This window comes from Aneurinibacillus migulanus (assembly GCF_001274715.1).
In the GTDB taxonomy this organism is placed as follows: Bacteria; Bacillota; Bacilli; order Aneurinibacillales; family Aneurinibacillaceae; genus Aneurinibacillus; species Aneurinibacillus migulanus.
Genome location: NZ_LGUG01000004.1, coordinates 3,598,657 through 3,614,188 on the forward strand (window position 1 = coordinate 3,598,657; position 15,532 = coordinate 3,614,188).

Below are 15,532 nucleotides of genomic sequence, written 5' to 3' on the forward strand. Positions count from 1 at the left end.
TTAAGTTTTCGCAGAAGGAGCCGAATTCATGATTCAAGCAATTGTATTTGATTTTGATGGGCTTATTTTCGATACGGAAACACATGAATACAAAGCCTTGCAGGAAATTTTCACTGAATATGAAGCAGAATTGCCACTAGACGTCTGGGGCAAATGCGTAGGTACACGCGCTGGTACATTTGATGCCTATGCGTATTTGGAACAATGCATCGGACGTACCGTCGACCGTGATGCACTAGTGAAGCTAAGACGCGAGAAATATGAGCGGCTAATTGGAGAAGAAAAAATCCGGGACGGCGTTGAAGATTACTTGAACGCGGCCCGTAAGCTCGGACTCAAAATCGGTTTGGCGTCCAGTTCGACTCGCCCCTGGGTAGTCGGCCACCTGGAAAAGCTAGGCATTCTGCATTACTTTGAATGCATTCATACGGCTGAAGACGTAGAACAGGTAAAACCAGACCCTGCTCTATATATAAAAACACTTCAATGTCTGGGTGTAAAACCTGAGGAGGCGATCGCGTTTGAAGATTCTCCTAACGGGGCGTTAGCCGCCAAACGGGCGGGCATGTACTGTGTTATCGTACCTAACTTCGTTACCGAGACACTGCCATTTCATACGATCGATATTCGGCTACAGTCTATGGCAGAAATCGCTCTCGAACAATTGCTTGATAAAATCGCATCATCTTCCGAAACGTAAATCATTCAAGACAGATAGAAGCCCCGCGGCGTATACGTACCGCGAGGCTTCTTTTTCATTTCATGCTATTCCTGGTCTTCTTCAGCTTCCGCCATGGATACCGCTTTTGGCGGCTCCTGCCCGGTAAGAGGAATCTCCCCGTCCCGGCCATACTGGTCAAGGCGTGATGGCTGGCTGCGCGGATGCGTCATCTCCATCGCCTGTCGCTTGTTTCGGTCGGTCATCTCTGCTCCTCCTTTATCCAAACGCTGCCTTTAGTATGACCGGATTCTTCCTAATTACACTATTAATTTATCGATAATCTTAACCAGATTTACGATTTCCGGCTTGCTGACCTGTGCATCTGCTCCCACCTTCTCGCCTTTATGGCGAAGATCGTCCGTAATCAACGAAGAGAAGATGACAACCGGCAGCTTACGAAGCTCTGGATGTTCTTTAATACGCTTAGTCAGATGGTGTCCGTCCATCTTCGGCATCTCGATATCTGTAATAACCAGCTGGATATGCTCAGTTATGTCCTGCTCGGTACGAGCCAAATGCTCCAGGTAATTCCATGCTTCATTGCCGTCCTGGCAGATTTCGATATGCACATACCCTGCTTCATGCAACGTTTCCTCGATTAACTTACGTAAAATTGCAGAGTCTTCCGCCAGCAGAATACGCTTAGCAGACGTATCACGCGCTCCAAGATCTTTCAACTGTCCGACATTAATCCCCGCTTCCGGACTAATATCTACTACTACTTTCTCAAAGTCAAGCAACAGAATAAAACGATCATCCATTTTTACAACACCGGTTGTACTGCTCTCCACACCACGTGCCAAATCGGACGGCTTCTCGATTTGTTCCCAGGAAATCCGATGGATACGTGATACGGAATGTACATAGAATGCCACTTTCATCTGATTCAATTCAGCAATAATCAATTTATCTTGTTCTGGATGATCAGACGGTGGATAGCCCAGTGCCTTCGCCAGATCGATGACTGTCAACACTTCACCGCGCAACTGGATAATCCCCATCACATGAGGATGAATCTTCGGTGTACGTGTTACTGGTACCGGGTTGATAACCTCACGCACCTTAATTACATTAATACCGAAAGTTTCTCCTGAAATGCCGAACTCAATAATCTCCAGCTCATTTGTACCGCTCTCCAACAATATTCCTTTTTTATCGTCCATCGCCATTTGTCCCGGCTCCTTTCCTCTATCCCATTCCTGTCTCTATTATGTTATCGGCGAATTCAAGTAAGAATCTACATCATCCGCTTACCAATTGGTACATAAGACTCTCGTCTCCTAGTAATATAGTAACTTATCGGCTGATTTCAGGCTAGATATTAATTGATATAAAATATAAAGAGACTAAGCAGGTCTTCCTCCTTAGTCTCTTCTGTATGTTTTATTTATCGTTCTCCTGTTTTTACCCTAAGGTTTTTCCATGTATCTTCTTCTGCAAGCCGATCCTTCCCCTTCATACGCAATTTATAATATAAATAACACACTGTCATGAAAGGAATGCCACAATATAAAGCGACTCGCTGATCCGGATCAAAGGACAAACTAACTAGAACCGTAACATTTAGAATCAAACCAAGCAGTGGTAAAAATGGGTATAGAGGTGTTTTAAATTTTAAATCCTCAATTTTCCCACCTTGTGCCACATACTCTTTTCGGAAAGCAAGCTGGGAGGCAGTAATGGAAATCCAACCCATTTGAGCTCCTAACCCTGCCGCTGAAATTAACCACAAATACACTGTTTCTGCAGCTACTACACTAGAGAGCAGAGAAAGAAAAGCAATAACCATTGTTAAAATAAGGGCATTCATCGGAACGCCTTTTTTGTTAACTCTTCCTAGCGCTGGTATAGCCATTTTATTTCTGGATAATGACCATAGCATCCTGGTCGCTGCATAAAGCCCGGAATTGGCTACAGATAACAATGCTGTTAGAATAACAAAATTCATAATGTCTGCGGCATACGGAATCCCAATTCTGTCAAAGACAACAACAAATGGACTTTCGATAACACCTGCTTCTTTATACGGAATTAATGCTGAAAGAATAAAGATAGCTAGAACAAAGAAAAAGAGTGTTCGGAATACCGTGGCACGAATCGACTTCGGAATTGTTTTCTCCGGCTGCTCACTTTCTCCGGCAGCAATCCCTATTAGCTCTGTGCCTTGAAATGCAAAGTTCACTGTTATCGCTGTCAATAAAAATCCTGTAATCCCATTCGGTAGCCATCCTGCCTCTGTAAAATGCGATAACATCGGAGCAGCCTGTCCATCCTTCATGTCGATGAAGCCGAGCATAGCTCCTCCACCTAGAATAATAAACAAAACAATTGCCGCTACTTTAATGCTTGAAAACCAGTATTCTGTCTCTCCAAATGCACGTGCTGAGAGCGCATTCATTAAAAACAAAACGAGACCGAAAAGCAAGCACCACAGCCAAATAGGCGAGCCTGGAAACCATCTCTGCATTAAGTTTCCAGAAGAAAGTAATTCCAACGCTACGGTCACGGCCCAACCCAGCCAGTAAATCCACCCAACCGCAAAGCCGGCTGCCGGACTTATGAAGCGGGTCGTGTAAACCTGAAAAGAGCCTGAAACCGGCATAGCAACAGATAGTTCACCGAGACAAAGCATGGTCAAATACATAATGAAACCGCCTACTAAATAGGCCATGACAGCGCCGATTGGTCCTGCTTGACTAATCGTATATCCAGATCCAAGAAAAAGACCTGTTCCTATAATTCCACCTAGTGAAATCATAAATAAGTGTCTGCTCTTCATCGTTCGCTTCAGTTCATTCTGTTGTTGATCAAATACTTTCATATAAAACCTCCTTATGATTAACAGAGTTTCTCTCCAAATACGGAGCCCATAAGCGCCACAGCAACACGAGCCGTTTGATTTACTTGATCGAGAATGGGATTAACCTCTACAAATTCTGCACTGGTTAACACATTCGCTTCAGCTAAAATTTCCATCGCCAAGTGACTCTCTCGATAGCTAATCCCTCCGAGAACAGGCGTACCCACACCCGGACAATCATGCGGATCAAGTCCATCGAGGTCTAGACTAAGATGGACTCCATCCGTTCCGTCCGTAACAATTTCCATCGTTTCTTCCATCACACGCGCCATTCCTAGCCGGTCAATCTCATGCATCGTATATACTTTCACACCCAGGTTCTTGATAAAATCCTTTTCGCCTGGATCCAATGCTCTTGCACCAATAAGTACTGTTTTTTCAGGGTTTAGTTTCGCATGTATTCCTCCGATAGAGGTAAGAGATTCATGACCATACCCAAGACTTACGGCAAGCGACATGCCATGTATGTTACCAGATGGCGATGTTTCTGACGTATTCATATCACCATGGGCATCATACCAAATCACTCCTGTTTTCGGACGATGCTGAAGTACGCCTGCAATCGTACCAATGGCTATGCTATGATCCCCTCCGATAACAAGCGGAAAGTTCCCTTTTTCCATCTCAGCTGATACTGTCTCACACAATTCCAGATTTACTCTGGTGATTTCATCCAGATATTTCAGATTTGTATTAGCAGTCTTATTTACCTGTGGTCGGCGAACAATCAAATCTCCCCGATCATGCACCTTATATCCGATGCTTTCAAGACGTTCCACGATACCGGCATAGCGAATTGCACTCGGTCCCATATCCACTCCGCGACGGTCTGCTCCTAAATCCATCGGAACCCCAATAATTGAGATGTTTTCATTTGTTTTCACGTTCATCTATTTATGCCTCTCTTTCTATACTGCGATTCTTTTTTACAAGCTCGAAAAGTATGAACTACCCAGCCGCTCATATCATTTTTGCGAGCTGTCAGGCAATTCTATTTTCTATGTGTAATCTTCTTAGCAATGTGCCTGCCAATATTTCAAAACATGCGGATAAAAAAAGAAGAGCCGATCTGATTTTTTATAAAATTGGTTATACCATAAGACATACTAACTTATGTAACACTCAAAAATCTATAAATATCAATTCGAGGATGTGTATGATTATCCAGAGTAAGTTGAAATAAAATCGTATAATCAATTAACTTTTCACAACTATCATTTGTACGACTATTCATTAAATATAAATTCTTTACCAAGCTAAAATAGAAACATTGCTCTTTCATTCTTTCTATATATTTTGTAAAAATAAAGAAAGAAATCATTTAAGTTATCAATAAATTTTTTTCTTTTTAAAAATAAAATAAACGTGATTCGTCTACTGTTTATTTTTTAGCGCAAAAATTATTTGCTATTTATATATTATTTTTTTGCGCGCAAAATTATTTTGCTATTTATACACTTGCTTCAAGTCAGACGTATTATGAATAACAATTTTAATTGCTTCTCACCTATAACAAGGTACCAGACAGCTTCACAACGTAAAACAGACTGCTGAAATTTTCTCAGCAGTCTGTTTGTCGCACGAGTGAATTACAAGATTTATAATACCTCACTTAAACCAACCTTTTTCTTTAAATCGTGTAATTGCCTCTATCCGATTCTGCACTTCAAGTTTATCTAATATCGCCGAAATATAGTTTCGGACCGTTCCAGTTTTGATAAAGAGCTGATCAGCGATTTCTTTTGTATTTTTTCCATCAGCTATGAGTATTAGCACTTCCTTCTCCCGTTCGGTAAGAGGGTTTTCTTCACTGTAAACATCGTCCATTAGTTCCGGTGCATAGATTCGCCTGCCTGCCATGACGCTACGGATCGAGCTTGCTAACTCCTCGCTGGGGCTGTCCTTCAATAAATAACCGCTTACACCCGCTTTTAAAGCTCGTTGGAAATAACCGGAACGGGCGAAAGTTGTTAAAATAATAACTTTGCAGCCTAGCCCCTTTAGCTCTTCTGCAGCATCAAGCCCGCTCTTTACAGGCATTTCAATATCCATGATACAAACATCCGGTTGATATTGATGCACAAGAGCAATGGCTTTTTCTCCGTTACAGGCCTTTCCCACCACTTCCATATCATCTTCCAAATTAAGTAGCGAACCTAAGGCTCCCAACATCATCCGTTGGTCTTCAGCAATGACAATTCGAATCATCTAAGCTCCTCCCTATCCGTCTGCTTTATGACGTTCGGTACTTTTATAATTATCGTGGTTCCTTCCTGTGCAATAATTTCCAGCCTTCCATTAACAAACTCCAAACGTTCCTTCATTCCTAGCAATCCGTTGCCTTTCGCTAAGTCATCATCCGCCACGATACCAATTCCATCGTCCCGTACAGTAATGACGATTTCGTTCCACGATTGCTGAATAGTGATATAGCAGGAAGAGGCCCCACTGTGCTTGACGACGTTGGTTACCGCTTCTTTCATACACATACTGAGAATATTTTCAACAAACAGGGACACATTAGTTAATGTTACTTCTTGTTCACTTACGAAATTTATTTGAGCTGCTTCGAGTATTTGTTTGACGCAAACGATTTCCTCTTTCAATCTAATGCCGCGCATTTGCGATACCATTTTTCTTACTTCATTCAATGCAGTCCTTGCAGTCTGTTGAACGTCTTTTAATTCTGATCGAGCTTGCTCAGGATCTTTATAAATTAATTTCCTCGCCAAATCGCTTTTCAGCCCAATAAGCGAAAGCTTTTGCCCTAATGTATCATGAAGATCGCGGGCAATTCGCTGACGTTCCTCCTGTTTCACTAGCTCAGAAATTCTTTTGTTAGCGTCTTCGAGCTGTTCTTCGAGCTGTCCCTGCTTTTTTCGATTATAAATGTTGAATGGAAGAAGAATAACGCTAATCCAAATGATGATAATAAAAGGAATTTGCTTCAAGAATAACTGTTCCTGTAGAACCACATTATAATTTATCGAAATTGTCGTGCTGACCAAATGAACAATATATAACGTGATGAAAGCGAAACGATCTTTTATGTTGCCGTTAAAATAAGCAATATAAAAAGCAAAATAAACATAGTGAAAAAGGATGGTCATCGTAATGGATATGCTGATGAGGATGCACGTCCATAAATACACTGACCATCCTTTCGAAATAAAAGCAAAACGATACGAGATAAAGAATAAGATAGTCAGCAAAATTCCAACAATAATTTCACTATTGGAGGAAGATTCAAATATAAAGTAAAACGGTAAAATGCTAAAAACGCTCCATATATAAGGAGAAATCCCTGTATTTTTCAGGGATTTTATATACCTTTTTGGCATTATTGAAACCTCTTTTGTAGTATTGAATGCTTAGTACACTGCTATCTTACCATATACGGAACATATTTATCGCTATTTGTTTAAGATACATCTACAACTCAGACTTAAAATGAACGGAAACACTGCTTTTTTTAGGCTCTATAGAAAAATCCTTGATTTCCTTAAATCCTACAAACTTTTTGTTTTGTTCGTCCCATAGACGGAATCGAAGCGAACGCAAACTGGAGGCTATTGTGATCGTTTGCACATTCTGTAAAGAAACATTATTGTTATGAACCTCTTCAAGGTAATAGTTAGGTACCCTCGGACTTAAATGGTGTACATGGTGAAAACCAATATTCCCTGTAATCCATTGTAGTAATTTTGGCAACTTATAGAAAGAGCTTCCTTCCAGGGCAGCTTTTACGTAGTCCCATTCTTCCTCTTTTTCAAAATAAGAATCCTCAAACTGGTGTTGTACGTAAAAAAGCCAGATACCGAGAGAGCCTGAAATAAAAAAGATCGGGCCTTGAATCATAAGGAAGGACTCCCATCCGATTGTCCAGCAGAGCAGACCAGCTAAACCAACAATTGAAAGGTTAGTCACATAGGTGTTAATGCGCTCTTTAAGTCTGGCATCTTTCGTGTTAAACCTATAGGAAATAAGGAAGATGTAGATTGGACCCAAACCAAACATGACTAACGGGTTTCGATACATACGATATGCCAATCGAAGCCAAAAAGGAGATGACACATATTCCTCCACTGTAAGTACCCATACATCCCCTGTACCGCGTTTATTCAAATTACTGCTTGTTGCGTGATGAATGGAATGGCTACGTCGCCATTGCTCATAAGGGCATAAGGTTAAAATACCCGTTATTGTTCCGAGAATTTTATTAGCGAGTTGATTTTTAAAGAAGGATTGATGGCAGCAGTCATGAAAAATGATGAAAATCCGTACCAAAAACCCAGCAGCAATCACACTCAACACAAAAGTAAGAACATATGAAATGGACAGACTTTCATAAGCCATGAACCATAACATAAAAAAAGGTACAAGGGTGTTGATGACCTGCCACACACTGTTCTTTGTATTAGGTTTTTCATAGGGAGCAATATGCTTCCTCAAATTATTTTGTTTGGTCATTTTTATTTGTTTCCCTTCCTGATTTATTAATTCAAATTATGAAGGAATAAAATTGACCTTTGAAGTAATACGCGTCATGTACAAAACATGATAAATGTCATGTTCGGAATTACAAAGTCGATAGTTCCAGCCCATGCCTTCATATAAAATACTAAATAAACATTACAAAAAGACAAAAATAAATATCTAAATGCAATATATATTTGTCATTAAGTTATATATATTATAGAATAGCACTAAAGCAATTTAGGATATGATTTGAGGAGGTTGATGGGAAATGAAGTTATTTAGCCTTAAAAGAACGCCAATGGACGAAAGGATTGTACATACTAGAAACATGCTTTATAAGGAAGCCTACATAATAGCGATGCTATTATGTTTTGTATCACTTGTAGCAAAGTACATCATCTATGGACCAAATATAGGAGTTGTCGCCACGGAACTAATCATTTTGATGTTGTCAGCTCTTTATTACGGAATGAGATCGGTGTTCCTTGGTTTATACTCAGACGAAGTAGAGGTTCATGATCGAACAAGTAAACTTTCCATGAGCAAGAAAAATGTTATTTGGGGTTTAGGATTTGGCATTGCTATAGCTGCATTTTTGGGAATAAGAAGTGCTGTGGTCTATGGGGATGGTGGTGTGCAATCGTTATGGTATTTCATTATCGTACTTTTTGCTTCTTTGATGATGTATGTTCCATTTTTTGTTGGCATTATGGCAATCGGGCATACTTTAGCAAATAAAGCTAGTAAGAAAGCAATCCATGAAGATTTAGACGAGTAAAGGATAGAGCTGGGCGAGGTGATAACACATGAAAAATATAAGATTAAAGCTGGCCAGGGTTGAGAAAGACTTGTCACAAGAAGAGTTAGCACAGCTTGTGGGGGTATCAAGACAAACCATCGGACTAATTGAGTTAGGTAAATATAATCCAAGCCTAAGTTTATGTGTTGCAATTTGTAAAGCATTATCCAAGACTTTAAACGATCTATTTTGGGAAGAGAGTCCCTGACTGCCTTTGGGCAGCGGGATTTTTTTATGTATTCCCCTTCAAGTACAGAGTTTGCTGCTGAAAAATGCATTCCTTCTTCTTAAATGTCCGTTGACTTTCATCTTAGCACGGCCGCGGCAAAAACGACCTGCGAACGCAAAACATCTTTGTGCTACCAAGATGTTTTGCGTGCTCATTTTATAGTCGGATCCTTAGGATGTAGAGCCTTAGGACGTTTAGTCTTTGCTGGCACGGGCGAGCGAACCAATACATCAAGCAAGGCAGGCCCGTTAAAAGGCAACAGCGGCCAAAGGTACGGTGTATTAAGCGAGCGAGTAAAGAGCAACAGGATAAGCCACGCGGCAAGTCCAATCAGAAAGCCTGGCAGGTGAAAGAAGCCCGTTAGGATAAGCAAAGAGAGCCGCACCATACGGGTCGCCATGCCAAATTCGTAGCTAGGCGTGGCAAACGTCCCAATTGCCGAAATTGACAGGAACAGCAGTGCCTGGTTAGATAACAGCCCCACTTCAACGGCAATGTCGCCTATCATGAGTGCAGCGACCAAGCCTAACGCCGTCGCCAGGGAGGACGGTGTATGGATAGCAGCCATTCTAAGTGCATCAATGCCGATTTCTGCTAATAAAAGCTGTACGAACATCGGAATGTTGCCCGCTTTTTCAGGAAGCAAGAACGCAAGCCCCTTCGGCAACCATTCAGGTTCAAGTGACATCAATAAAAACAAAGGCACGAAAAAAATAGATGCCAGCATAAGCGCAAACCGCACCCAGCGGAGATAAGCTCCCACAGCTGGCTTCTGTCTGTACTCTTCTGCATGCTGGACATGATGGAAAAGTGTAGTAGGGGTAATCATTACGCTTGGCGACGTATCAGTATAAATCAATACGTGTCCTTCTATTAGATGAACAGCTGCCACATCCGGTCGTTCCGTGTAGCGCACAAAGGGAAACGGATTCCAATTTTTTTTAAACAAGAATTCTTCCAGCGTTTTATCAGCCATCGGCAGTCCGTCCACGTCAATGCTCTTAATCCGCTGTCGAATCTCATCTACCAGCTTGTCATCGGCCACGTCTTCAAGATAGCTAATGACAACATCCGTCTGTGAACGCACCCCTATTTGTATATATTCCATGCGCAAGGACGGGTCGCGCAGCCGGCGTCTTGTTAGCGCCGTATTGAACACGAGCGTTTCCGTAAAACCATCCCTCGCTCCTCGCACTACTCTCTCAATATCCGGCTCATCCGGGGAACGGGCAGGATACGTACGTGCATCGATGATTAATGCTTCCTCTGCCCCATCGACAACCAGTACCAATGGTCCTGAAAGAACAGCAGTAATAATTTTGCTCATTTCATTTGTTTTTTCAACTTCGACGTATCCGATATACGTATACATAAGCTTCGCAATGGCATCGATGCTTAACTCCCCACGTTCTATCCGGGAAAGATTAATTGTAATCAAATTCATTACATCATCTTTTGCAAAGCCATCTACAAAAAACAGACCACATGCGCGTCCCCCAAATTCGAGGGGGCGGTAAATTACGTCAAAGCTTTTTCCGACTCCGAGCGCCTCTGTCAAAAATGACACGTTTTCTGTCAGCTTTGTGCTCAATACTTGCTTTTTCTGCGCTTCTCTCACATTGGGATTTCGCATTGCTTTTCTCCATTCTTTCTGTTCTACCTTAAGTTATTGCCATCTTTCCGGAAGCATAAAACCAAAAGAAAACAGCTAAGAAAAACTCGCGAGCATTGCCGCTCATCCTTTTTCCACTCAGGGATATGGATATCAGCCACATCGCCACCAAGCTAGGAGCAACAAGTACCTCCAAAACGAAAAAAATGCGCTATTCTTTCTATATAACTCATAGAAAGGATGACGCATTTTTTATGACCGCTTCCCATACACCGTATTATTGATATCCCCAGATCATACATAGTAATGTACCGAAGACAGTAACTAGAGCTATAATTAATCCATAATATACGTTCGTATAGATTGCTCCTTTATCCTCCGTCTCCCCAGCGTGCATAAACACAACTAGCTGAACGCCCGCTTGTACGAATGCTGTTACAAGAAGAACCGTCATGCCTACTGCAAATGACATATTTAAGAAGTAAACCAAAAGAGCAACCGCAGTCAGGAGCATTGAAAATACAAAGCCCATCACTTGCTTGGGTGGGAATAATTCTTTCATGTTTATATCATTCCTTTCAGGTAGATGAAGCTGAAGATGAAGATCCAAACTACGTCTAGGAAGTGCCAATAAAGAGAGAAAATGAATGATTTATTGGATGTTTCAGGGGTCAACCCGCTTTTTTTAACTTGCAGGATGATGGATAATCCCCAAAATAAACCAAATGTAACGTGCGCTCCATGCGTTCCTAATGTTGTTAACAGGATAGTAGTAAATGCACTGGTTTGTAGTCCTGCTCCAATGTGAACATAGTGGGCGAACTCATAAATTTCAACTCCCAAGAATCCCGCACCAAAAAGAAGTGTGACAGCAAAGAATGACAGCATTGCTTTCTTGTTGCCGATACGCATGGCATGAATTCCAAGACCGATGGTAAAACTACTTGTTAAAAGCACGATTGTTTCAATTAGTACGGGGGTGATTTCAAATATCTCTGCTCCAGTAGGGCCGCTTCCCGTGCGATCAACCAATGTGAAATAAGATGCAAAAAGGGTTGCAAAGAGCATAATCTCGGCACCTAGGAAGATCCAAAAACCTAAGATTTTTAAACGATTTTCTTCCGTGCTATATTCAAGTGGCAGCGAGTTATCTATTTTCATTATTTAAGCACCTCGCAATTTTTCTTCGGTCGCTTTAATTTCTTTAACGGAAATGTAATGACCGTGATCTTTCTCAAATGAACGATGAGCCATACAAGCAAAGATACCAATTGTTGTAAGGATTACAGGAATCCATATGCCGAACACAAATGTGAAGCCCCATATGAAAAAGATACAACTCATAATAAACGGCATGCCGCTGTTATTTGGCATATGAATTTTTTCATATTCACCTTTGAATAATACATGACCTTTTTTCTTAGAATCCCAGAATGCTTCAATTGAATCAACTTGTGGCACAATAGCAAAGTTATATGCTGGTACTGGATTATGAGTAGCCCATTCCAGAGAACGTGCATCCCAGGGATCTGAACCGATATCTCTTGAAGCATAACGAGCGCTGTAGTAGATGTTGTAGACGATGAAAGCAAAACCTACTGCTAGTCCAAGTGCTCCAATAAACGAAAGCATATTCCATAGCCCGAATCCAGTTGCTTCAGAGTACGTGTACATACGACGTGCCTGTCCATCTAAACCGGAGATAAACATCGGGAAGAATGCTAGGCAAGTACCGATCGCGATAAACCATGCTGCCCATTTCCCGATTCTTTCATTTAGCATGAAACCGAACATTTTGGGCCAATAATAAGTGAGGCCGGCTAGCATAGCGAATACAACACCAGGAATAATGACCAAGTGGAAATGAGCTACTAAGAACATTGTATTATGGTATTGGTAGTCAGCGGCTGACATGCCAAGCATAACCCCGGTAACTCCACCGATTGTGAAAATCGGTATGAAAAGCATTGAATAAAGCATTGGAACAGAAAAAACAATTTTCCCTTTCCAAAGCGTGAATAACCAGTTAAAGATCTTAATTCCAGTCGGAACGGCAATCGCCATCGTTGTAATCGAGAAGATACTGTTAGTTAGTGCTCCCTGGCCCATTGTAAAGAAATGGTGAGTCCACACTAAGAATGAAAGAAAAGAGATGATAACCATTGAAGCAACCATTGATTTATAACCATACAGATTGCGACGTGCAAAGGTCGAAATAATCTCACTATAAATACCAAATGCCGGCAAAACTAAAATATAAACTTCAGGATGTCCCCAAACCCAGAACAAGTTCGCCCAAAGCATATCCATACCGCCATTAGACATAGTAAAGAAGTTCGCTCCAAATAGTCGATCCATTGACCCCATCAAAAGCGCCACTGTTAATACAGGGAAGGCGAAAACAATGATAACGTTAGTAACTAAGGCAGACCATGTGAACATTGGCATCTTCATTAATGTCATACCAGGTGCTCTCATTTTAAGAATGGTAGTGATAAAATTAATACCGGTCATTAATGTGCCAAGACCAGAAATCTGAAGAGCGAACATATAATAGTTTGTTCCTACAGATTGACTAAATTCGTTACTTGCAAGTGGGAAATAAGAAGACCAACCTGCATCAGGAGAACCACCAATGACGAAAGAGATGTTGAATAGCATCGCACCCATGAAGAATAACCAGAAACTTAGTGCATTCAAACGTGGGAACGCTACGTCACGAGCTCCAATCTGTAATGGAACAACAAAGTTCATTAAGGCCATAATGAATGGCATAGCCATGAATATGATCATAACGACCCCATGCGTTGTAAAAACTTCATTATAGTGTTGGGCATCTAGCAAATCGTTATTAGGTACGGCAAGCTGAGCTCGCATCATAATAGCATCTACTCCACCGCGGAATAGCATTAGCAAAGCAGAGATCAGATACATAATACCGATCCGTTTGTGGTCAACGGTTGTTAACCATTCACGCCATAGATAGCCCCATTTTTTAAAATAGGTTAAGCCCATGATAATCGCGATAACAGTAAGTGCAATAGCAACCATTGAAGCGTAAATCGCCGGACTTGGATGTGGTATAGCAAATCTATCAAAGAAACCCATACTTTTGTGACTCCTTTCGAGAAATAAATTGCTTAGAATGTAAAACTAGTTGTCATCAAATTTGGAAAATATTAATGCTGATTGTGTTCAGATTCTTCTTTTGAACCTTCGTGAGAATCACTTGAACCATGATTATGTCCGCCACCTTCACCTTCTGGAGGTGGCAAAAATTCTAAATGCGTTCCTGTAAACGTTAATTGTCCAAGGTGACCTGGTTCTAACAATTCATCGAATTTTTCTTCAGTAAGAGGCTTAGCAGTTTTTTTAACTTCTTTTACCCATTGATCAAACTCAACTTCAGGCATTGCCTTGACGTTGAACGTATTTTCAGCGAATCCTTTACCGCTGAAGTTTGCATTTCGCCCCATATATTCACCTGGAACATCAGCTACCAAGTGTAATGTGGTAATCATGTCAGACATCGCATATTTTTGTCCTCCAAGTTGCGGAATCCAGAAACTTGTGATTGGTCCGTATGAATAAAGTTTAAATTCAAGCGCTCTGTCTGTTGGTATATACAGGTAATTAACTGTTTCAATATCCTCTTCAGGATAACTAAAATGCCACTTCCAGTTAGAAGTTGAAGCGTAAACAATTAATGGTTTTTTATCTTCGTATCCTTTAGGTGTTGCCTCAACTTTATAGTTGCTTTGAACAGAAACAAAGGAAAGGAGAATTACGATTAAAACTGGAATCCCAACACAGATCGCTTCAACAACCGCACTTCCTTCAATGTGTGGAGGGGCATAATCTTTACTTTGTTTAGAGGCGCGATATTTTATTAACATAAATACTAAAATCGCAAATACCACAATAACAATAAACGACATGATCCAAATAGATAACATAATGTCATTGGCTTGTGTTTGCGCTTGAGGCCCTTTAGGATCCAGAGCCATTAACGGCTCGCAACCGGTTAGAACAGTGATAATAGTGAAAATCGCTCCTAATAAAGCCCATTTTATTTTCATAGAGGTACCCCTTTCTTAATTCACTATAGTCTTTTTGCCTTTTTCATTTCTTTATCTCCTAACAGTGTGTCGTGCGATAGTAAACAAATCCGTTGAGGCGATAAGTCTGAAAGAAAACCAACCGTACACAAACCTATCCTAGTGAACTATCTAAAAAATGTCGCCATCCAGTCTGGTATCATTTCACCCATCCATGTTCAACGTTTTGAAACAATAACGACAAAAATTGGTCACAAGGAATAAACCGTACTGCATATAAGGAAGACAACATAATTAACTCCCAAAATGGATAAAATGTAACATTTATCCGATTTTTATACTTTCTATAGTTGGTTTTTGCTTCAGCATATTGTTGATGACTTGTACAGCCGTATGCCCCTTTCGTCATTCTCCTAAGGATTCGTTTCTCCATCCGAGCTCAAGCCCCATCGCTGCTCTACAATAGCGAATTTTCCCCTGGGATTGGTAGACATCATCGTTCAAAATCTTATCTCCTTTCGTTAACCTTTTTAACATTGCAACTACAGGTCATAATATGATTTAGTAGCGTTAAGGGTATTTCCTGAAAATAAATTATAGGTCTTATAAGGTAAAATAAACCCTCCAGTTCTATAAAATTATGACCATCCACCCCATATTCAGGGCGAGGTGTGTAGTGACAATAAGGTCGATTAACAATGTTCTTGCAAAGAAAAATAAAGTTGTTTCATTTTGTTTACAATATGTGTTAAGATTTGGTGCGAATCCGAAATA

Annotated in this window: 15 protein-coding genes; 3 read left to right on the plus strand and 12 right to left on the minus strand. The window is 40.8% G+C overall.

All coding sequences use genetic code 11. The features are described from left to right. Positions 1 to 28: 28 nt before the first annotated feature. Entirely contained in the window at positions 29 to 700 is a 672-nt protein-coding gene (locus tag AF333_RS18995) for an HAD family hydrolase (RefSeq protein WP_043063335.1), read from the plus strand. A 65-nt stretch (positions 701 to 765) separates the two neighbouring features. On the opposite strand, the gene AF333_RS33810 is transcribed toward AF333_RS18995, so the two are convergent. The 7 genes from AF333_RS33810 to AF333_RS19025 all read right to left on the minus strand — a co-directional run bounded on the left by AF333_RS33810 (position 766) and on the right by AF333_RS19025 (position 8,051). Further along, on the minus strand, positions 766 to 924 hold the full coding sequence (locus tag AF333_RS33810; RefSeq protein ID WP_158502254.1) for a hypothetical protein: 159 nt from the start codon (positions 922 to 924) through the stop codon (positions 766 to 768). A gap of 54 nt (positions 925 to 978) precedes the next feature. Continuing rightward, positions 979 to 1,884: a chemotaxis protein gene (locus AF333_RS19000; RefSeq protein ID WP_043063399.1), complete on the minus strand. Its 906-nt coding sequence runs from the start codon at positions 1,882 to 1,884 to the stop codon at positions 979 to 981. 224 nt (positions 1,885 to 2,108) lie between these two features. After that, the gene (locus tag AF333_RS19005; protein WP_043063336.1) at positions 2,109 to 3,542 is read right to left on the minus strand and encodes an amino acid permease; all 1,434 of its coding nucleotides are present in this window, start codon (positions 3,540 to 3,542) and stop codon (positions 2,109 to 2,111) included. Between the two features lie 17 nt (positions 3,543 to 3,559). Beyond that, positions 3,560 to 4,471, minus strand: a complete 912-nt coding sequence (gene rocF / locus AF333_RS19010; RefSeq protein WP_043063337.1) for an arginase — start codon at positions 4,469 to 4,471, stop codon at positions 3,560 to 3,562. 718 nt (positions 4,472 to 5,189) lie between these two features. Continuing rightward, entirely contained in the window at positions 5,190 to 5,789 is a 600-nt protein-coding gene (locus AF333_RS19015; RefSeq protein ID WP_043063338.1) for a response regulator transcription factor, read from the minus strand. Continuing rightward, the gene (locus tag AF333_RS19020) at positions 5,786 to 6,922 is read right to left on the minus strand and encodes a sensor histidine kinase (RefSeq protein ID WP_043063339.1); all 1,137 of its coding nucleotides are present in this window, start codon (positions 6,920 to 6,922) and stop codon (positions 5,786 to 5,788) included. Before AF333_RS19020 ends, AF333_RS19015 begins: the two co-directional genes overlap by 4 nt. Positions 6,923 to 7,013: 91 nt before the next feature. Beyond that, a complete protein-coding gene (locus AF333_RS19025) occupies positions 7,014 to 8,051 on the minus strand; it encodes a fatty acid desaturase (RefSeq protein WP_173585707.1) in 1,038 nt (345 codons plus the stop codon). A gap of 277 nt (positions 8,052 to 8,328) precedes the next feature. Here AF333_RS19025 and AF333_RS19030 point away from each other — a divergent pair, with 277 nt between their 5' ends. Both AF333_RS19030 and AF333_RS19035 read left to right on the plus strand, forming a co-directional pair. Continuing rightward, positions 8,329 to 8,838: a DUF6773 family protein gene (locus AF333_RS19030; RefSeq protein ID WP_043063341.1), complete on the plus strand. Its 510-nt coding sequence runs from the start codon at positions 8,329 to 8,331 to the stop codon at positions 8,836 to 8,838. 28 nt (positions 8,839 to 8,866) lie between these two features. Continuing rightward, a complete protein-coding gene (locus AF333_RS19035) occupies positions 8,867 to 9,067 on the plus strand; it encodes a helix-turn-helix transcriptional regulator (protein ID WP_043063342.1) in 201 nt (66 codons plus the stop codon). Between the two features lie 172 nt (positions 9,068 to 9,239). Here AF333_RS19035 and AF333_RS19040 read toward each other — a convergent pair whose 3' ends face one another. From AF333_RS19040 to qoxA, 5 genes are all read right to left on the minus strand, one after another. Next, positions 9,240 to 10,721 (minus strand): spore germination protein, encoded by a 1,482-nt coding sequence (locus AF333_RS19040; RefSeq protein WP_043063343.1) that lies wholly within the window; start codon positions 10,719 to 10,721, stop codon positions 9,240 to 9,242. Between the two features lie 256 nt (positions 10,722 to 10,977). Next, the gene (gene qoxD / locus AF333_RS19045; RefSeq protein WP_043063344.1) at positions 10,978 to 11,262 is read right to left on the minus strand and encodes a cytochrome aa3 quinol oxidase subunit IV; all 285 of its coding nucleotides are present in this window, start codon (positions 11,260 to 11,262) and stop codon (positions 10,978 to 10,980) included. A gap of 2 nt (positions 11,263 to 11,264) precedes the next feature. Further along, the gene (qoxC, locus tag AF333_RS19050; RefSeq protein ID WP_043063345.1) at positions 11,265 to 11,861 is read right to left on the minus strand and encodes a cytochrome aa3 quinol oxidase subunit III; all 597 of its coding nucleotides are present in this window, start codon (positions 11,859 to 11,861) and stop codon (positions 11,265 to 11,267) included. 3 nt (positions 11,862 to 11,864) lie between these two features. Further along, positions 11,865 to 13,808 carry a cytochrome aa3 quinol oxidase subunit I gene (gene qoxB, locus AF333_RS19055; protein ID WP_043063346.1) on the minus strand — a complete coding sequence of 648 codons (1,944 nt, stop codon included), beginning with the start codon at positions 13,806 to 13,808 and terminating at the stop codon, positions 11,865 to 11,867. Between the two features lie 71 nt (positions 13,809 to 13,879). Continuing rightward, the gene (qoxA, locus tag AF333_RS19060; protein WP_043063347.1) at positions 13,880 to 14,779 is read right to left on the minus strand and encodes a cytochrome aa3 quinol oxidase subunit II; all 900 of its coding nucleotides are present in this window, start codon (positions 14,777 to 14,779) and stop codon (positions 13,880 to 13,882) included. Between the last annotated feature and the right edge of the window lie 753 nt (positions 14,780 to 15,532).